At 76.6% G+C, this 18,767-nt stretch carries 15 protein-coding genes; 5 read left to right on the top strand and 10 right to left on the bottom strand.

The genetic code is table 11. The features are described from left to right. Window positions 1-10: 10 nt before the first annotated feature. From ABWK59_RS10950 to ABWK59_RS10940, 3 genes are all read right to left on the bottom strand, one after another. Window positions 11-643: an SCO2322 family protein gene (locus ABWK59_RS10950; protein ID WP_354640043.1), complete on the bottom strand. Its 633-nt coding sequence runs from the start codon at window positions 641-643 to the stop codon at window positions 11-13. Continuing rightward, a complete protein-coding gene (locus ABWK59_RS10945; protein ID WP_354640041.1) occupies window positions 640-1,944 on the bottom strand; it encodes a prenyltransferase/squalene oxidase repeat-containing protein in 1,305 nt (434 codons plus the stop codon). The genes ABWK59_RS10950 and ABWK59_RS10945 overlap by 4 nt, the downstream gene beginning before the upstream one ends. 107 nt (window positions 1,945-2,051) lie before the next feature. Further along, complete coding sequence (locus ABWK59_RS10940) at window positions 2,052-2,645, bottom strand: TetR family transcriptional regulator (protein ID WP_354640040.1); 594 nt, start codon at window positions 2,643-2,645, stop codon at window positions 2,052-2,054. Between the two features lie 203 nt (window positions 2,646-2,848). Between ABWK59_RS10940 and ABWK59_RS10935 the strand changes: the two genes are divergently transcribed. The 3 genes from ABWK59_RS10935 to ABWK59_RS10925 all read left to right on the top strand — a co-directional run bounded on the left by ABWK59_RS10935 (window position 2,849) and on the right by ABWK59_RS10925 (window position 6,049). Beyond that, window positions 2,849-4,165 carry a glycosyltransferase family 4 protein gene (locus ABWK59_RS10935; protein ID WP_354640039.1) on the top strand — a complete coding sequence of 439 codons (1,317 nt, stop codon included), beginning with the start codon at window positions 2,849-2,851 and terminating at the stop codon, window positions 4,163-4,165. 76 nt (window positions 4,166-4,241) lie between these two features. Continuing rightward, window positions 4,242-4,976, top strand: a complete 735-nt coding sequence (locus ABWK59_RS10930; protein WP_354640037.1) for a class I SAM-dependent methyltransferase — start codon at window positions 4,242-4,244, stop codon at window positions 4,974-4,976. Beyond that, window positions 4,973-6,049 carry a prenyltransferase gene (locus ABWK59_RS10925; RefSeq protein WP_354640035.1) on the top strand — a complete coding sequence of 359 codons (1,077 nt, stop codon included), beginning with the start codon at window positions 4,973-4,975 and terminating at the stop codon, window positions 6,047-6,049. Before ABWK59_RS10930 ends, ABWK59_RS10925 begins: the two co-directional genes overlap by 4 nt. A 311-nt stretch (window positions 6,050-6,360) precedes the next feature. Here the strand turns inward: ABWK59_RS10925 and ABWK59_RS10920 are convergent, their stop codons facing one another. The 4 genes from ABWK59_RS10920 to ABWK59_RS10905 form a co-directional block, all read right to left on the bottom strand. Next, window positions 6,361-7,314, bottom strand: coding sequence for a hypothetical protein (locus tag ABWK59_RS10920; RefSeq protein WP_354640033.1), 954 nt, complete (start codon window positions 7,312-7,314; stop codon window positions 6,361-6,363). Window positions 7,315-7,459: 145 nt separating this feature from the next. Then, complete coding sequence (locus ABWK59_RS10915) at window positions 7,460-8,437, bottom strand: N-acetylmuramoyl-L-alanine amidase (RefSeq protein ID WP_354640031.1); 978 nt, start codon at window positions 8,435-8,437, stop codon at window positions 7,460-7,462. 8 nt (window positions 8,438-8,445) lie between these two features. Next, window positions 8,446-9,930 (bottom strand): hypothetical protein, encoded by a 1,485-nt coding sequence (locus tag ABWK59_RS10910; protein WP_354640028.1) that lies wholly within the window; start codon window positions 9,928-9,930, stop codon window positions 8,446-8,448. A gap of 239 nt (window positions 9,931-10,169) precedes the next feature. Further along, a complete protein-coding gene (locus ABWK59_RS10905; protein WP_354640027.1) occupies window positions 10,170-10,823 on the bottom strand; it encodes a class I SAM-dependent methyltransferase in 654 nt (217 codons plus the stop codon). 200 nt (window positions 10,824-11,023) lie between these two features. Between ABWK59_RS10905 and ABWK59_RS10900 the strand changes: the two genes are divergently transcribed. After that, the gene (locus ABWK59_RS10900; RefSeq protein ID WP_354640026.1) at window positions 11,024-12,103 is read left to right on the top strand and encodes an alcohol dehydrogenase catalytic domain-containing protein; all 1,080 of its coding nucleotides are present in this window, start codon (window positions 11,024-11,026) and stop codon (window positions 12,101-12,103) included. 102 nt (window positions 12,104-12,205) lie between these two features. On the opposite strand, the gene ABWK59_RS10895 is transcribed toward ABWK59_RS10900, so the two are convergent. The 3 genes from ABWK59_RS10895 to lanL all read right to left on the bottom strand — a co-directional run bounded on the left by ABWK59_RS10895 (window position 12,206) and on the right by lanL (window position 17,465). Beyond that, complete coding sequence (locus ABWK59_RS10895) at window positions 12,206-12,361, bottom strand: hypothetical protein (protein ID WP_354640025.1); 156 nt, start codon at window positions 12,359-12,361, stop codon at window positions 12,206-12,208. A gap of 135 nt (window positions 12,362-12,496) precedes the next feature. Beyond that, on the bottom strand, window positions 12,497-14,497 hold the full coding sequence (locus tag ABWK59_RS10890) for an alpha/beta hydrolase family protein (protein WP_354640023.1): 2,001 nt from the start codon (window positions 14,495-14,497) through the stop codon (window positions 12,497-12,499). A 40-nt stretch (window positions 14,498-14,537) separates the two neighbouring features. Next, a complete protein-coding gene (lanL, locus tag ABWK59_RS10885) occupies window positions 14,538-17,465 on the bottom strand; it encodes a class IV lanthionine synthetase LanL (protein ID WP_354644908.1) in 2,928 nt (975 codons plus the stop codon). Window positions 17,466-17,903: 438 nt separating this feature from the next. Between lanL and ABWK59_RS10880 the strand changes: the two genes are divergently transcribed. After that, entirely contained in the window at window positions 17,904-18,755 is an 852-nt protein-coding gene (locus ABWK59_RS10880; RefSeq protein ID WP_354640021.1) for a Nif3-like dinuclear metal center hexameric protein, read from the top strand. Window positions 18,756-18,767 lie beyond the last annotated feature (12 nt).

Here is an 18,767-nt window from a genome sequence, read left to right as displayed (position 1 = left end):
GCGGGTCCCGTCAGCGCCGGCGGCGGGCCTGCCGGACGGCCCCGGCGGCGATCAGGGCGACCAGGGCGCCGCCGGCCAGCAGGCCGAGGTCCGGGCCGTCGTCCTCGGCGGGCGCGGGGGCCGCCGGACCCGAGCCGAGCTGCTCGCCGCAGCCCGCCCGCGGGTAGCCGGCGATCGCGCACAGCATCCCGCCGCCGTCGTAGCGCAGCGGCGGGGCGACCGCGGCCAGTACCTCCGCGGAGGTGGCCGCCGCCGGCACGCTGGCGCAGGCCGAGCGCGGGGCGGGCGGGGTCTCACCGGAGGCGGAGTCGCCGGCGGTGCCGAAGTCCAGCACCACCCCGACCCGCTTGCGGCCCTCCTCGGCCGGCGTCCCGGCGCAGAGCGCGGCGAACTCGCCGGCCCCGCCGGGCACGGCCGCGTCCTTCCCGCCGTCCGGGCTCACCGCGAACCGCCAGCCGTCCACCGCGCCGTCCGCCGGCACGGCCACCGCCGGACCCACCTGCTGGTACGACCAGGAGCCGCCGGACCACTTCCAGAACGACCAGTACCGGTACCCGGCGGCCTGCGCCGGGGCGGCCGCCAGCAGCCCGGCCAGGGCGGCGGCGAGCAGCAGGGCCGCCGCCCGGCGGATCGCCGCCCTCACGCGCCCGGGCTCCGGCGGTTGCGCTGCAGGCTGAGCAGCAGGCCGCCGCCGACACCGATGAGCAGGCCGACACCGACCACCCACAGGGTGGACGGGCCGCCCTTCTTCTTCGCCGGGGCGACCGCGGCCGCCGAGGAGCTGTCGGGTCCGGCCGCGGCGAGCAGGCCGACCAGGTCGGTGCCGCCGACGTTCTTCGGGTCCTGGCCGGTGGCGTCCGCCACCAGCAGCAGGGTGGCGGCCGCGGCCACGTTGGTGCCCTCCGGGCCGGCGGCCCAGCCGCGGCCGTTGGCGGTCAGGAACCCCACGGCGGGCGCGGCCTGGTCGGCGTGCCCGGCCTGGATCAGCGCCAGCGCGGCCCAGGCGGTGGAGTTGAAGTCCGGACCCGGGGTGGCCCCCGGGGTGTCCAGGACGAGGTGGCCGCCGCCCGCGCCCAGCTGGGCGGCCAGGTACGCGGCGCCCGCCTCGGCCGAGTCGGCGTGCGGGACGGTCCGGTCCGAGGAGCCCTCCGCGCAGGCGGGCGCCTGCGCCGGGGCACCCTTGGCGGCGGCCGGCGCGCCCAGCGGCAGCCGGCCGCCCGCGGCGGCGAACGCGGCCGGGGCGGTCGCCTGCATGTTGGCCTTCAGCGACCCGTCCGGCTCCGGCTGGTACGCGAACGCGCCGCGCTTCTCCGGCGCCGAGGCGCAGCCCAGCTGGAACGAGCTCAGCGCGTCGTAGGCGTTCCGCCCGCCCCGCGCCACCTGCGCCGGGTCGGTGCCGGCGGCGAGCAGCGCGTCCACCGCGAGACCGGTGGAGTTCGCGTCCCCGGGGTCGCCCGGGTTGAACGCCCAGCTGCCGTCCGCGTTCTGGACCTCCTTCAGCCACCGGACCGCCTTGCCCACCCGCTCCTGGTGCCCGCCGAGCGCGACCAGCGCCTGGACGGCCACCGCGGTGGCGTTGCTGTCCTCCTTCTTGGGGTCGCAGGCCACCGACGCATCCGCCCGGAACGAGGGCCAGCCGCCGTCCGTGCACTGCTGGGCGGTCAGCCACGCCACCGCGGACTCGGCCGGCTTCGCCTGGTGCCGCGCCAGCGCGGTCAGCGCCAGCGACTGCCGCCACACGCCGTCGTACTGCGGGTCGCCCTTGCCGAACAGGGCGGCCGGGGCGGTGGGGGCGGGGGAGGGGGAGGCCGTTGCGGCGGGGGTGGTCTCGTCGGCCAGCGCCGGGGCGCAGACGGTACCGGCGAGCAGCAGGCCGGCCAGGGCGGCGGCGGCCGCGCGGGCGGAGGTCAGCATGGTGGGCGGGGTGCCTTTCTGAGCGGTCACGGACCGGACCGCCGGGAGGACCCGGGGGTCGAGCCCCACGACTCTAACGGGCGGCGACCCGGCCGGGGGCCCCGGCCTGTGAGAACACGTTCCACTCGGGGCTCGGGCTAGCCGGCGGTGAGGAGGCGGGCGGCGGTGTGGAGGTCGGCCCGGACCTCGGCGAGGGAGGCGCGGCCGCCCAGCCAGGAGAGCAGGGTGGAGTGCCAGGTGTGGCCGATCACCCGCAGGGCGGCCTGCTGCTCCGCGGTGGGGGGAGCGGGCAGGGCGGCCGCCTCCAGGACGATGGCGGAGGTCAGCCCGGCCACCTCGTCCACCTCGCTGCTCACCGAGCGGTCGGCGAAGGAGAGCGCCCGGACCATCGCCTCGGCCAGCCGCGGCTCCCGCTGCAGCGCGTGGAAGGCGGTGGTCAGCGTCTCCGCGACCCGGGCCGCCGGGTCCTCCCCGGCCGGCGCGTGCCGCCGGACCTGCTCGTGCAACTGGATCAGCTGTTCCTGCATCACCGCGACCAGCAGGTGCACCTTGGAGGGGAAGTACCGGTACAGCGTGCCCAGCGCGACCTGCGCGCCCTCGGCCACCTCCCGCATCTGGACCGCCTCGTAGCCGCCGCGTGCGGCCAGCGCGGTGGAGGCCCGCAGGATCCGCCGGCGCCGCTCGGCCTGACCCGGTGTGAGCAGCCCGCCCGGCGCGGTGGTCGTGGTCATCGCAGCCCCCAGGCGGAAGCGGTGGACAGGGAGGTCCAGCGTGGCGTGAATCACCCGCCCTGGCTCAGATGGGGAAGCTACGGGCCGGTATCTTCGAGGTCTCTCATTGTTCACTTGCCCAACGATGAGCTCCGCACCAGCATGAAACGTGATCCACTCTACCGGCCGTGCCCATCCCGGTGAGTGGGGATAAGGGGCCCAGGATGACCGCGACGCACCGCCCGCTGCGGATCGCCCTGCTGTCCTACCGCGGGGACCCGTTCTGCGGCGGCCAGGGCGTGTACGTCCGGCACCTGTCCCGCGAGCTCGCCCGGCTGGGCCACCACGTGGACGTGATCGGCTCGCAGCCGTACCCGGTGCTGGACGAGGTCGAGGGCCCGGGCTCGGTCCGGCTGGTGGAGCTGCCCAGCCTGGACCTGTACCGCTCGGACGACCCCTTCCGCACCCCCGCCGCCGGGGAGTTCCGCGGCCTGGTGGACGTGCTGGAGTTCGCCACCATGCGCACCGGCGGCTTCCCCGAGCCGCTCACCTTCTCGCTCCGCGCCCGCCAGTACCTGGCCCGCCGCAAGGGCCGGTACGACGTGGTGCACGACAACCAGACCCTCGGGTACGGCCTGCTGGGCCTGGAGCGGTTCGGCTTCCCGCTGGTCACCACCGTGCACCACCCGATCACCGTGGACCGCCGGCTGGAGCTGGAGGCCGCGACCACCCGGCTGGAGCGGCTCGGCAAGCGCCGCTGGTACGCGTTCACCCGGATGCAGAAGCGGGTCACCCGGAAGCTGGAGCACATCATCACCGTCTCCGGCACCTCCAAGGCCGAGATCGCCGAGCACCTCGGCGCCGCTCCCGGCGCCGTCTCGGTGGTGCCGATCGGCGCCGACACCCGGCTCTGGTCGCCCTCCGCCGAGATCCCGGTGGTGCCCGGACGGATCGTCACCACCTCCAGCGCGGACGTGCCGCTCAAGGGCCTGGTGTACCTGGTCGAGGCGCTCGCCAAGGTCCGCACCGAGCGGGAGGCGCACCTGGTGGTGGTCGGAAAGCCGCAGCGCGAGGACGGCCCGGTGACCGAGGCGGTGCGCCGGTTCGGCCTGGAGGGGCACATCGAGTTCCGCACCGGCCTGACCGACGCCGAGCTGGTCGACCTGTACCGCTCGGCCGAGGTGGCCTGCGTGCCCTCGCTGTACGAGGGCTTCTCGCTGCCCGCCGCCGAGGCGATGGCCACCGGCACCCCGCTGGTCGCCACCACCGGCGGCGCCATCCCCGAGGTGGCCGGCCCGGACGGCGAGACCTGCCTGGCGGTGCCGCCCGGCGACGCCGGCGCCCTCGCCGCCGCCCTCGGCCGGCTGCTGGACGACCCCGTGCTGCGCGCCCGGCTGGGCGCCGCCGGCCGGGACCGCGTCCTGGCGAACTTCACCTGGCAGCGGGCCGCCGAGCTGACCGCCGACCGCTACCGGGCCGCGATAGCCACCGGCGCCGGGCAGCGCGCCCGCTCCGGCCCCGGCTGGCGCTACGTCGCCTGAAGGACCGCCACATCCCCGCAGGACCAAGGCATCACCGTCCCGCAGGACCACTGCACCAACGAATGGGAGCCCCGCAGTGCTGACCGTCGATTTCTCCCGCTTCCCGCTCGCCCCAGGCGACCGGGTGCTCGACCTGGGCTGCGGCGGGGGCCGGCATGCGTTCGAGTGCTACCGGCGCGGCGCCAACGTCGTCGCCCTGGACCGCAACGGTGACGAGATAGCCGAGGTCCGCAAGTGGTTCGCGGCGATGGAGCAGGCCGGCGAGGCCCCGGCCGGCGCCTCCGCGGTCGCGATGGAGGGCGACGCCCTCAACCTGCCGTTCGAGGACGACACCTTCGACAAGATCATCATCTCCGAGGTGATGGAGCACATCCCGGACGACAAGGGCGTGCTCGCCGAGATGGTCCGCGTGCTCAAGCCCGGCGGGCTGCTCGCCGTCACCGTGCCGCGCTACCTGCCGGAGAAGATCTGCTGGGCGCTCTCCGACGAGTACCACGAGGTCGAGGGCGGCCACATCCGGATCTACCGCGGCGACGAGCTGGTCGAGAAGGTCCGCGAGTCCGGCCTGGAGCCGTACGGCACCCACCACGCGCACGCGCTGCACTCCCCGTACTGGTGGATCAAGTGCGCGATGGGCGTCAACAACGACAAGGCGCTGCCGGTGCGCGCGTACCACCAGCTGCTGGTCTGGGACATCGTCGGCACCCCGGTGATCAGCACGATCACCAAGGCCGCCGAGAAGGCCCTCAACCCGGTCATCGGCAAGAGCTTCGTGGTGTACGCCTCCAAGCCGCGGCGGACCGAGGCATGACGGCGGCCGTTCCGGAGGTCCTGCTGCTGGACGGCGTCCTGGACGCCGAGCAGGCGGCCGCCACCGTGCGGTCCATCCTCGCCGACCAGCAGCCCGACGGGGCCGTCCCGTGGTTCCACGGCGGCCACCTCGACCCCTGGGACCACACCGAGGCCGCGATGGCCCTCGACACCGCGGGCGAGCACGCCGCCGCCGAGGCCGCCTACCGCTGGCTGGCGGACCGCCAGAACGCCGACGGCTCCTGGTACGCCGCCTACTCCTACGGCCACGGCGGCCCCGACGGCGAGGTCACCAACGCGTCGAAGGAGACCAACTTCTGCGCGTACATCGCCGTCGGCGCCTGGCACCACCACCTCTCCACCGGCGACGACGCCTTCCTGGAGTACCTCTGGCCGGTGGTCCGGCGGGCCCTCGACTTCACCGTCGGCCTGCGCCTCCCGGACGGCCCGATCGCCTGGCGCCAGGACGCGGACGGCACCGCACCGCAGGAGGCCCTCCTCACCGGCTCCTCCTCGATCCTGCACGCCCTGCGCTGCGGCCTCGCGATCGCCGACTACCTGGAGGAGCCCCAGCCCGACTGGGAGCTCGCCGCCGGCCGGCTCCGGCACGCCATCGCCCGCCACCCCGAGCGGTTCCTCGACAAGGACCGCTACTCGATGGACTGGTACTACCCGGTGCTGGGGACCGCGCTGCGGGGCGACGCCGCCGAGGAGCGGATCGCGCGGGACTGGGACCGGTTCGTGGTGCCGGGGCTGGGGGTCCGGTGCGTCAGCGACCGGCCGTGGGTCACCGGCGGGGAGAGCGCGGAGCTCGCGCTCGCCCTCTGGGCGGTCGGGCAGTCGGACCGGGCGGTGGAGATCCTCCGCTGGATCCAGCACCTGCGGCACACCGACGGCTCCTACTGGACCGGGTACGTCTTCGAGGACGACGCCATCTGGCCCGAGGAGCGAACCACCTGGACGGCGGGGGCCCTCCTCCTCGCCGTCGCCGCCCTCGGCGGCGACCCCGCCACCGTCGCCGTCTTCGGCGGGGAGCACCTGCCGGCGGGGCTGCTGGTCAACGACTGCTGCTGAGGGTCCCGTGGCGTAAACGGGTAACCACAAGGGGCGCGGGGAACTGCGCGAATCGGAAGGCTACGACGCCGTCACCTCCGTCTCGCGCAGTTCCCCGCGCCCCAGTGGTTTTCCGAGCGCGTACGGGTGCTCCGCACGCCGCGCGTGGTGCCCGGGTGTATCCGTGCGGGTCGTGGGTGGCTGGTCGCGCAGTTCTCCCCCAGCCTTCGGCCGGGAGGTGCCCCCACGCGCCCCTGGCGGGGGGCGTTCGAGGTGCCCGTGAAACGGCGACGGGCCCCGGAGGGGTCCGGGGCCCGTCGGGGTGGGGTGGGTCAGCCGCGCTGGATGCCCGAGGCGTCGGTGAGGAGGCCGTGGGTGCCGTCGGGCAGCTGGGCGACCAGGGCGGCGCCGCGCTGCTCGACCGCCAGGTACCAGGTGCCGGGCACCAGCTCACCGACCGGCGGAGCCGCCGGGTTGTCCTTGTTGGCGAGCTGACGGACGGCCGGCACGGCGAACCAGAACGGCGCGAACGCGGCGGCCGGGGCGGGCGCCGGGTGCGGCACCGGCGCCGGGGCGACCTGCACCTGCTCGTGCTGGGCGGGAGCCGGGTAGCCGTAGCCGCCCGCGGTGGGAGCGGCGAAGCCGCCCTGCGCGGCCGGGTCGACCTGGCCCGCCGGAGCACCCGGGTAGCCGTACTGGCCCGGCTGACCGGGCTGACCCGGCTGACCGGGGACGCCCGGGGCACCCGGGTACGGGGCGTAGCCCTGCGGGGCGGCAGGCTTGTCGCTCAGCAGCGGCGCCTGCAGCGCCGGCACCAGCGGGGTGGCGATCGCCGCACCGGCCAGCACCAGGACGGCGACGAACGTCAGGTACGAGCCGAACGCGTGCTGGATGAAGTCGGACGGGTCGATCTTGCCGCTGGACTTGGTGGCGGCGATGTAGCCGCCGCCGTTGGTGAACAGCGCCCACAGGCCGGACCAGGCGGCGAAGAGGGCGAGCGCGGTGCCCCACTGACGCAGCTTCAGGCCCGCGATCAGGCGGGTCTCGGCGGCCTCGCCCTGGAAGCGGGCGAGCAGGATCAGCGCGGCGCTGATCAGGCCGGTGAGGAAGACGGTGGCGAGGATCGACAGGAAGCCGCCGTGCCACACGTTGAACGAGCACTCCTTCTCGCAGTCCCTGCCCAGCGAGGAGTTGGCCTCGTAGAAGGGGAGGAAGGAGAAGACGATGAGCAGAAGGGCCGCCCCTGCGACGGCGGCGTCTCCCCTGGTGAGAGCGCGCAGATTCACAAACGTTCCCCTCGTTGGTGGGTCGTGGACGGCGGGTGGTGTCCGGCCGGCCGGGTCGGACCGTGAAGACCGAACGGGGCAAAAGCCTAGGGCCAAGCCCCTGCGCAGTGCACAGCACCCTCCGTAAAACGGGTCGTGGCGCCCGTCAGGTCGTCAGGAAAGCGGTCAGGGCGTCGGCGATTCCCAGGGCGGCGCGCTGGCGCCACTCGGCGTCGGTCATCCGCCGGGCGTCGTCGGCATTCCTCATGTTGCCGCACTCGATGAACACCTTGGGCACCTTCGACAGGTTCAGTCCGCCGAGGTCGCTGCGGGTGTCCAGGCCCTGCTTCCCGATGTAGTCGGCGAAGGGCTCGCCGGTGGCCTCCTTGAAGCGGTCGCGCAGCAGCAGGCCGAGCCGCTGCGAGGGCTCGACGATCTTCGAGGTGTCGGCGAGTCCGGCGGTCACCCGGGCCGGCATGATCACGTGGAATCCGGTGGCGCCCGCCGGCGCGCCGTCGCCGTGCACCGACACCGCGGCGTCGGCCCTGGCGTCGTTGCCGATCCGGGCCCGCTCGTCGATGCACGGCCCCCAGGGCCGGTCGCCGTCCTGGGTGAGCACCACTCGGGCGCCGCGGGACTGCAGGATCGCCCGCGCCCGCCGGACCACGTCCAGGGTGTACTCGGCCTCGGAGTAGCCCGCGTTGGTGGACGTTCCGGTGGCGTCGCACTCCTTGCGGGCGTTGCCGATGTCCACCTGGCGGCCGATCTCCTTGGTGTGCTGGGCGTTGCCGCTGTTGTGCCCCGGGTCGAGCAGCACGGTCCGCCCGGCCAGCTGGTTCGAGGCGGCCGGCGCGGCGCCTCCGGTACCGGCGGACGGGCTGGGCGCGGCGGTGCCCGACGGGGCGGGGGAGGTGCCCAGCGGGTCGGAGTTCGCGTCGGTGATCAGGGAGTCCCTGGACGCGGTGGACGCCGTCGGGGCGGGCGTCCGGGCGTCCGGGCCGCTGCCGCCGGACACGGCCCGCCAGCCGAACCACCCGGCCAGGCCGAGCGGCAGGACGAGCGCGGCGGCGATCACGACCCGGGTACGGGCCGGGCGGCGCGGGGGCTCGGGGAACGCGGGGGTGTCGCTGGTGGTGCCGGTCACGGGTGCTGTCAGATCCTGTCCCAGGTACGCGGCGTCAGGGTGTACACGCCGGCGATCGAGTTCCACTTGGCCACGAAGTCCTTCTTCGACTGGGTGGCCTGCGGGTTGAGGTCGTTGGCGCGCTTGAGGTCGGCCGTGTTGGGCGCCGCGTTGTTGGCGCAGCCCTGGCTGCCCACGGTCCGGGCCCAGGCCGCGTACGCCCGGTCGATGTCGCCCGACTGCTGCCAGGCGGTCTTCAGGGTCTGCGCCGCCTCGGCGCCGCCCGGCAGGTCGGTCAGCTCCAGCTTGGCCAGGTCGGCGATCAGCTCGTCCCGCTGCTTCGCCCCGGTCTCGAACACCTCCACCGCGCCGTCGATCTCCGCCTTGGCCGGGCAGCTGCGCACCTTGGCCACCGCGCTGCCGATCGGCGCCTTGGCGTTCTCGCCGCGGGCGAGCAGCCCGTCGAACGCCTTCGCCTGCTCGGCGGCCTTCGGCCCGGCGGCGTCCGGGGCGGTCGGCGAGGGGGCGGCGGTGGAGGGGGCGCTGCTGGGGGCCGTCCCGCCGCCCGCGTCACCCCCCGTGCCGGGCACCGGGGCGGGCTGGGCGGACTTGGCGGCGACGGCGGGCTTCTTGCCGTCGTCGTCGCTGTTGCGCACCGCCCAGAACGCGCCCACGCCGATCACCAGCACCAGCACGCCGCCCACCGCGGCGAGCAGCGGGGTCCGGCTGCGCGGGCGCTCCTCCTCGTACCCGATCTCGTACTCGGGACCCGGCCGGTCGAAGCCTGGGCGGTCGAAACCGGGCTGGTCGTAGCCGGCCTGCGCGGGCGGCGGGAAGCCGGGCTGGGAGGGCTGCCGGCCGAAGCCGGGCTGCTCGAAGGCCTGCTGGTCGAACGGCTGCCGGCCGGGGCCCTGCGGGGCAGGTCCGCGCTGGTCGAAGCCCTGCGGCGGGAAGCCCGGCTGCTGCTCGAAGGGCGGGAAGCCGGGGGCGGCGCCCGGCTGTGCCGGGAAGGACGGGCCGCCGGGTGACGCGCCGAACGGCGGCGGGGCGGTGGGCGGTGCGCCGGTACCGGGCTGGAGGGGGAGGCGCTGGGTGGCGTCGGCCTCCTGGCCGAACGGCGGCGCGACGGGCGCACCCGGCCCGGCGTGCGGACCCGGTGCGCCCGGGACGCCGGCGCCCGGGAAGGCGCCGCCCGGCTGCTGGGCGAGCGGCGGCAGCGGGGCCGGCGACTGGACGGCCTGCGGCAGCGGCGCGGGGGTGCTCCCCGGTACCGGGGGGAAGGCCGCGGTGGCGGCGGGCCGGGCCGGCTGCCCGCCGCCCGGCGCCTGCTGCGGCGTGGAGACCGGCGCGGGCGGGGGGAAGCCCGGCGGCCCGGGGGGAGCCGCGGCGGGAGCGGCCTGGGGCGCGGGCGGCGCCGCCGGGCCGTCGGCGGGCTTCCGGCGTACCCAGCCGCCCGCGCCGCCCCGCGCGGTCGGATCCCAGACCGCCGGTGCGGTGTTGTTCTGGTCCGTCATGCCCCTGCCCTCGCCCCCGCTGACCCTGGTCCGGTGGTGCCCCGGCCGTTCGTTCGCCGCCGATACCGTACCGGCCCGCCACGGGCCGATCCACGGCGGTGCCCGGCGCTCCCGCGCGGCCGGACGGCCGCGGCGGCCCGTGGAGCGGCACCCCGGGGGACGACGTTAGAGCATCGGGAAAGGCGCCCGCCGGAGGTCCGCCGAGCCCGTCGGGTCAGGAGCCCGATCGGTCCGCCCGATCAGCCGGCCACGCGGCGCAGCACCCGCAGCGAGCCCGTCACCGAGACCTCCTCGAAGCCCTCGGCGAGTGCCCGCAGGTAGACCCGGTACGGTGCCTGGCCGCCGTCGGCCGGGTCGGGGAAGACGTCGTGGATCACCAGCAGGCCGTCCGCGTCCAGGTGCGGCACCCAGCCCTCGTAGTCGCCGGTGGCGTGCTCGTCGGTGTGCCCGCCGTCGATGAACACCAGCGCCAGCCGGCCGCCCCACACCGCCGCCACCTGCGGCGACCGGCCGACCAGGGCGATCACGTGGTCCTCCAGACCGGCCGAGTGCAGCGTCCGGCGGAACCGCGGCAGGGTGTCCATCAGGCCGACCTCCGGGTCGACCAGGGTGGTGTCGTGGTACTCCCAGCCGGGCTGCTGCTCCTCCGAGCCGCGGTGGTGGTCCACCGTCAGCGCCACCGTCCCGGTCGCCCGCGCGGCGTCGGCGAGCAGGATCGCCGAGCGGCCGCAGTAGGTGCCGATCTCCAGTACCGGCAGCCCGGTCCGCCCGGCGGCCTCCACCGCCGCCGCGTACAGCGCGAGGCCCTCGTCGGCCGGCATGAACCCGGTCGCCGCCTCGAACGCCGCGAGCACCTCGGGCGCCGGGCGGACTCCGTCGCGAAGGTCGGTCATGGTGCTGCTCCCTGCTCGGGCGGGCGGATTCGGTGGATGGACCCTACTCGACGGTAGAGGCCCGCCCGCCGACGGCCTCGCTCCTCGGCGGAGGGCGGGTTCTCGGGGTCCGGCGCATGCGCTATACATGAGCGCGGCACTGGAACGCGTTCTACACGACCCTCGTCGGGCCCCGCGGCCCGCTCACCCGGGAGCAGACCATGCGCGCAGCGATCCTGCACGAGACCGGCCAGGACAAGCTGGAAGTCCGGGACGACGTCGAGGCGGTCGGCTTCGGCCCGGGCAAGGTCCGGGTCCGGCTGCACGCCACCTCGCTGTGCCACTCCGACCTGTCCGCGATGGCCGGGATCCTCCCCCAGCCCGCCCCCTTCGTGCCCGGCCACGAGGGCGCCGGCGAGGTGGTCGAGGTCGGCGAGGGAGTCACCGGCGTCGCCCCCGGCGACCGGGTGGTGCTCTGCTGGATGCCGCCCTGCGGCCGGTGCGCGCTCTGCCGCGGCGGCCAGACCCACCTGTGCGTGGCCAGCATCCGCCGGCTCTCCACCCCCACCTTCCGGTTCGGCGCCGGCACCGACGCGTACGGGTTCTACAGCACCGGCACCTTCGCCGAGGAGGCCGTGGTCGCCGCCGACGCCGTGCTGCCGGTGCCGGCCGACCTCCCGTACGAGCTGGCCGCGCTGATCGGCTGCGGCGTCACCACCGGCCTCGGCGCGGCCGTGAACACCGCGCGGGTGGAGCCCGGCTCGTCGGTGGCCGTGATCGGCGCCGGCGGCGTCGGCATCGCCGCCGTCCAGGGCGCCCGGGTGTGCGGGGCGGCCCGGATCGCCGTGGTCGACCCGGTGGAGTCCCGCCGTCAGCGGGCCCTGGCCTTCGGCGCCACCGACGCCCTCGCCCCCGAGGAGCTCAAGGCCGCCGCCCGCAGCCAGCAGGCCGGCGGGTTCGACTACGTCTTCGAGGCGGTCGGCCGCTCGGCCACCGTCCGGGCGGCGTACGACGCGACCCGGCGCGGCGGCGCGGTGGTGGTGATCGGCGCCGGCGCCAAGGAGGACACCGTCGGGTTCAGCATGGCCGAGCTGTTCTTCAACGAGAAGCGCCTGCTGCCCTCGATGTACGGCGGCGGCGACGTCCGCCGCACCGCGGAGCAGGCCGTCCGGCTCTGGCGCGCGGGCCGGCTCGACCTGGCCGGCATGATCACTCACCGGCTGCCGCTGGAGGGCGTCAACGAGGCGATCGCCCAGATGCGCGGCGGCGAGGCGCTGCGGACGGTCCTCACCCTCGACTGACCCCTCCGACCCGAGGCCCCGCACGACCGGCCCCCGGACGTGCGAAGGCCCGCGGCACCGGGATCCTCCGGTGCCGCGGGCCCCGCGACCACTGACGGGTGCTCAGCGACGGTGGCGGCCGTGCGGGTCGGCGTCGGCGCGGTCGTCGGCTGCGGTCAGACCCCGGTGCCGACCGTGTGCGGCGCCCTCTGCGGCGGCCTCGTCGGCGCCGTGCGCTGCGTGGTCGTGCTCGGTGGTGTCGTGGAGGGTCTCGGACATCAGGTTTCGTCTTCTCCGTGCGGATCGGCTGGTGATCGAACAGGAGCCTACCCGCGGCGAACAGTGCGAAAAGCCGACCCAGGGGGCGCGGGAAGCAGCACGCCGGGCCCATCCGGGGGGCGCGCGCGAGGGGCGCTACGCCGGGCGCCCGGTGCGCAGGAATCCGGAGAGCAGTTCGTGCAGGACCGCTCCGCCCGCCTCGGCCAGCAGTTCGTGCCCGGCCCCGGCCGCCTCCACATACCGGAAATCGGCCCCCTCGACCCGCCCGAGTCTCAGCAGCTCCTGCCGCAGCGCCCGCGACTGGCCCACCGGCACCGCCTCGTCCCGGTCCCCGTGCAGCACCAGCAGCGGCGCCCTCAGCCGGTCCGCCAGGTGGAGGACGTCCCGGGGCCCGCGCGCGTCGTCGACCGGCAGGTCGCCGCCGAGCCGCCCGGCCAGCGCCCGGACGGCCGGCGCCCCCTCGGCGAACAGCCTCGGGCCGGACAGGAAGGGGGCCACCACCGCGCACCGGGAGACCTGCCCCGCCGGCGCGTGGGCCGCGGCGAGCAGGGCCAGGAACGCGCCGTAGCTCACCCCGAACAGCGCCGGCGGCTCCAGTCCGAGCGCCGCCCGCTGCCCGGCCACCCCGTCCAGCAGCGCCAGGACGTCCTCCAGGTCCGGACCGCCCCACGCGCCGCGGACCGCCATCGCGTACTCGGGCCCGTACCCGGTGGAACCCCGCTGGTTGGGCGCCAGCACCGCCAGCCCGTCCGCGGCCATCCGCTGCAACGCCGGATCGAACTCCAGCCGCCACGCGTCCGCCGGCCCGCCGTGCAGGGCCAGCACCAGGTGCGGGCCGCTCAGCCACGCGTCCCCGCCGTACACCACCGCCTCGATCGGTCCGGCCGGCCCGGCCAGCTCCAGGCTCTGCGCCGGCTGCCACCGCCCGCCGTCGCCGGGCCCGGCGCTGCCGTCCAGCCGCCAGCCCGGCGGGTTCACCCGCGGCGCGCGGACCGAGCCGGCCCACGGCACCGGTGCCTCCCGGGGCGGCGCGGCCGGCCCGGGCCCGCCCGCCAGCGGCGCCAGCCGCAGCGGCAGCGGGACCGCCGACGGCGCGGCGGCCGGGCCGCAGCCGAGCAGCTCGTCCACGTCCAGGGTCGCCATCCCGGCCGGCCGGTCCGGTGCCGAGTACGGCATCCGCAGTCCGCCCGCCGACCACGTCCCCACCCCGCCGAACCGCCCCGGCGGCACCGGCAGCGGATCCAGCCGGGACGCGCCGACCGGCCAGAGGGCCAGCGAGGAGGCCGCGCCGCGGTCGATCTGCAGCGCCACCTGCCCGATCGGCCCACCGACGCCGCCACCGTGGCCCGGCCCCAGCGCGATCGGCCGCAGCACCGTCCCCGGCACGTGCAGGCACTCCGGGAAGCGCACCGGCTCGCTGCCGCCCAGCACGCCCCAGCCCAGCCGGTCCGTGCCGGGCGCGTCGCTGCGCACCATGCCGAGCCGGGTGTCCGGGTCGAACAGCACCAGCCGGTCGTTGCTCCGCTCGCCGATCTCCAGCAGCGGCGTGGTCCGGCCCAGGTCGAGGTCGAGCACCACGGACTTGACCACGCCGTCCGCCACCCGGTCCAGGGCGAGCAGCCGGCCGACCCGGTCCAGCCACACCCCGCCGCCGTGGAGCCCCGGCAGTTCGGCGATCTGCCGGGGCTCGGACCCGTCCGGCGCGACCAGCCACACGGTGGTCGCCGGACGGGCGTCCGTCCCGAGCGCGACCGCGACCGGCAGGCCGTCGGCCGCCCCGGAGGCCGGGGCGGGCCCGGGGAGCGGCAGCAGCCGCAACCCGGGCAACCGCAGCGCGGCCAGCGGCCGCTCGCCCGCGGCGGAGGCCAGCACCAGGGTGTGCAGGTCGCCCTCGTGCCGGCAGACCAGCACCCGGCCGTCCGGCAGGGGGACCAGCTGGGACTGCAGGCTTTCCGCGCGCCCGCCCGACGGCGGCAGCGCGGTGGGCTCCGCCGGACCCACCTCGGGCAGCCGCCAACTCTCCACGTACCAGACGCCGTCGGCGCCGGCGGCCAGGCAGGCGGCGTGCGAGCCGTCGGCGGCGAAGGTGAAGCCCAGCCGGCGGAGCGCCTCGGAGGTACGGGCGGTGGTGCTCACGGCACCCACCGCCCCGGGCCGGCGGTCATGCGGGGAACGGTCATGCGGGGGGCTCCGCGAGGGCGGTGCCGGGCCGGTGCCGGGGCGCGGTCGTGGGGAGGGGCTGCGGGTCGACCCAGATCCGGGGGCCGCCGTGGGCGAGCCGGAGCAGGAACGCCAGCGGGCCCGTCGTGCCGGTGCCGTACGCGGGCGTGCAGCCGGTACCGGTCTCGTCGGGGAGCACCCACAGGCCGTCCCGCAGCGCCGCCCTGGCGGTGATCAGCTCCGCCAACTCCTCGGCGCCGCGCCGGAACTGCTCCTCCCCGGTGGCCTGGTGCAGGTCGAGCAGGAACTCGCCGTTCCCGGCCAGCCCGTGGCAGGCCGACACCCCGCCCTGCCACCGCCCGTCCAGGACGGCCCGCCCGGCGGCCACCGCCAGCCGGTACGCCGCCTCGTCCCCGGTCGCCCGCCAGAGCCGGACCAGGAAGGACCCCGCCCCGGAGGAGCCGTTGCACCAGTGCGCCAGCCGCTCCGCCTCCCGGTCGCCCGCGCTCTGCGGCCACCACGCCGCCGGACCGGACCGGCGGACCGTCGCCGCCAGCGTCCCCGCCGCCTCCCGGGCCCCGTCCAGGAACCCCGTCCGGCCGGTGGCCGTGCCCGCGGCCAGCAGGAACGCCCCGACCCCGGCCACGCCGTGCGCGTACCCGAGCTGCACCGCGCCCGCCAGCGCCGAGTCGAAGTCCCCCGGCACCGGCCACACCAGCCCGTACGGCTCGCGCCGGGCCGCCGCCAGCAGCCCCTCGGCGCACCGGGCCGCGCGGTCCAGGAACGCGGGGTCGCCGGTGGAGGCGTGCACCCGCAGCTGCAGGAACCCGGCCCCGGCGGACCCGTGGCAGACGTCCGGGTTCGGCCAGACCACCTCGATCCGGCGTGCCAGGTCGACCGCCCGCGCGGCGGCGGCACGGTCGCCGACCGCCTCGGCGGCGTCCAGCAGCGACCACGCGGTACCGGAACGGCCGAAGTGCAGGCCGGGGAGGAGGACGGGCTCCGCCGCGCAGCGGTGCTCGATCCACGCGGCGGCCGTCCGGGCGGTCTCGGCGGAGCGCAGGCGGAGGGCGTCCGGCAGGGCGGGGGTGGTGGCGGCGCGGGACAGGACGGCGAGCACGCCGGCGGCGCCGTACTGCACGTTGCACGGATCGGTCAGCCGCCCGGCCGGAACGGTCGGCCACAGCCGGTCCCGCCGGCCGGCCATCGCCGTCCCGGCGACGTACCGCAGCCCGTCGTCCACCACCCGCCCCGGCCCGGGCGACCGGTCCCCGCGCAGGTGCGTCACGTTCCCGCGGTGGGGCGCCGCGTCCGGGGCGACGGGGTATGGCTGCTCGGTTCCGGGTGCGGTGTCGACCCGTCCGATGCGCGTGGTTCTCCCCTCGCCCGGCGGCCGGGAGGTGCCCCCATGTGCGGGGTCCCGGCCGAGGGCTTCGGTGACCTGCGGGAGGGGCCAGCGGCGGGTGGGGGTGTGGTGGCGGAGGCCCAGGACGGCGGGGGTGAGGCGGCGGGCGGTCTCGCCGTGGCGGGCCGCGAGGGCGAGCCAGCGGCCGAGCCGCTCCTCGACCGGCCGGGCCCGCGGCAGGTCCTCGGGCAGCAGCGGATCGTGCCCGGTCGCCAGCAGGAAGAGCAGCCCGCCGAGCGCGTACAGGTCGGTGCTGTGCCGGGCCGCGCCCAGGCGGTGCGGGCCGGTGTGCTCGGGGGCGCGGTACCCGGGGGTGCCGGCCGAGCCGGCGATGACGCCCTCGTCCACGGCGAGTTCGAGGTCGACCAGGCGGAGGGTGCCGTCCGGCCGGACCAGGACGTTCCCGGGGGAGAGGTCCCGCAGGACCAGCCCCTGCCGGTGCACCCGGACGAGCAGGTCGACCAGGGCGCGGGCCATCGGCCCGGCCTCCTCCCAGCGGACGTCCGGCGTGCCGTCCCGCCGCAGCCGCCCGGCCACCCAGCTGCCGAGCGACTGCCCCGGGACCCGTTCCTGCACCAGGAAGAGCGAGTCCTGCTCCTCGACCAGGCCGAGCGGACGCGGCGTCAGCTCCAGCGGGCCGAGCCGCTCCAGGAGGGCGGCCTCGCGGCGGAGCGCCGCCCGGGCGTCCAGCCCGGAGCGGTCCACCTCGATGTGCGCGCGGGCCTGTTTGACCACCACCTCGGCGCCGGTGTCGGTGTCCCGCCCGGTGAAGACGCCGCCCTTGCTGCCGTGCCGGACGGCCGCGGTGAGCGCGTACCGTCCGCCCAGCAGCACGCCGCCGCGGCCGCCCGCCGGCCGCCGGGACGGGCGGCCCGGCCCGGTCGACCCCCTCCCCTCGACGGGGTCGACCGCCCACGGCGGGCAGCGGTAGCCGCCGGCCCGGACGTCCTCGGCGCGGCTGCCGTCCGGGCCGCGCAGCATCGAGCGGTACGCGCCGTCGTTGCCCAGTTCGGCGCGGCCGGCGAAGGAGCCGTACCGGTAGTGGACCCGGCTGCCCGGGCGGTACGGCAGGTCGGAGAGCACGGCAGGGCCGGGCAGTCCGAGGGTGGCGCGGTGGAGTTCCTCGGCGAGCCGGCGGAATTGCTCGTCGTCCCTCGGGTAGACGGTGATGAATTTCCCGGAGGATCCGCGTTCGCTGTTCCGCGAATTGAGTTCCCTGAGCTTTTCCCGGTCGGCCGCGAACTTGAATGCGCAGGGATCCTCGGAAATCGCGGCGGACACCGCGGCGAGGACCTCGACGGCCACCGAGGAGGCCGCGCTGACGTGGAGTTTCCACCCCTGCTCGGGGAAGCCCGGCCCGGGCGGCCGGACCGTGCACCAGAACCCCTCGACGGCGACCCCCCAGCCACCCTCGCCTCCCCGGGCCCGGCGTCCGGCCACGGCCGCCCGTGCCACCTCCACCAACGTGCCGTCCAGCCCCGGCCCGTCGTCGACCGTCCCGGGACCCCCGGCCGGACGCAGCGGTGTGTCCGCCCCCATCTGCTTCACACCCCTTCGTCCTCCGGCGCCGTGGTGCCCGTGCGCTCGGCACCACGGGCCCCGGCCCGTCCCGTCGGTCTGCGGAAGTCACGAGAGCCGCGGGCCGTTTCCCCGTCGGAGGTTCGACCGAACAGTCGAATTCCGACCCCCCGGCCCCGGCCGGAGGCCGTGGCAACTCTCGTTCGCACCACTGAAGTTACTTTCGAGGCGGGTGTGACTCAACGTCGAGCGGGTCACTTCACCCGTAAGGGTGATCCGGATTCGTTTCCGCCTGCCGGCGGCCGCCGGATCGCGGGCCGGACACGCCGGACGGGCCGCGATCCGCGCGCGCCCCGGGACCTTCCGGCCGCCGGTCCGCGCCGGTTGACGCGCAGCTGTGCGGGCCCCCACCCGGACGGGCGGGACGGGCGGGTCCCCGTCACGCGGTAGTCTCGACAGGTGCCGAAACTGTCCGACGTCATCGCCGTGCTCGAAGAGCTGTACCCACCGCAGTGGGCGGAGTCCTGGGACGCCGTCGGTCTGGTCTGCGGCGACCCGGACGCCGAGGTCGGGCGGGTGCTGTTCGCCGTCGACCCGGTCCAGGCGGTGGCCGACGAGGCCGCCGAGTGGGGCGCCGGCCTGCTGGTCACCCACCACCCCCTCTACCTGCGGGGCACCACCACCGTCGCCGCCACCGGCTTCAAGGGCCGGGTGGTGCACGGCCTGATCAAGAACGACATCGCCCTGCACGTCGCGCACACCAACGCCGACCACGCCGACCCCGGCGTCTCCGACGCCCTCGCCGAGGCGATCGGCCTCAAGGTCACCGGCCCGCTGGTCGCCGACCCGACCGACCCGGCCGGCCGCCGGGGCAGCGGCCGGATCGGCGTCCTGGACGCCCCCGTCCCGCTGTCCGCCTTCGCCGCGCAGGTCGCTGCGGGCCTCCCGGCCACCGCCACCGGCGTCCGGGTCGCCGGCGACCCGGACCGGCCGATCAGCCGCGTCGCCGTCTGCGGCGGCGCCGGCGACAGCTTCCTCGCCGAGGCGCGCGCGGCCGGGGTGGACGCCTACGTCACCGCCGACCTGCGCCACCACCCGGTCTCCGAGGCCACCGAGGCGGCCCCGGTCGCCCTCGTCGACGCCGCGCACTGGGCCACCGAGTGGCCCTGGTGCACCCTGGCCGCCCGCGCCCTCGACGCCGCGGCCGCCACCCGGGGCTGGGCCCTGGAGACCCGGGTCTCCACCCTGGTCACCGACGCCTGGACGGCCCACGCCGCGATGCCCAACCCCGCGCTGCCGTACCCCGCCTGACCGCTCGAACCT

The sequence above is a fragment of the Kitasatospora sp. HUAS MG31 genome (assembly GCF_040571325.1).
Classification (GTDB): Bacteria; Actinomycetota; Actinomycetes; order Streptomycetales; family Streptomycetaceae; genus Kitasatospora; species Kitasatospora camelliae.
Note: the sequence above shows the minus strand (reverse complement) of the source record. Positions and strands in the feature narration are given on the sequence as shown.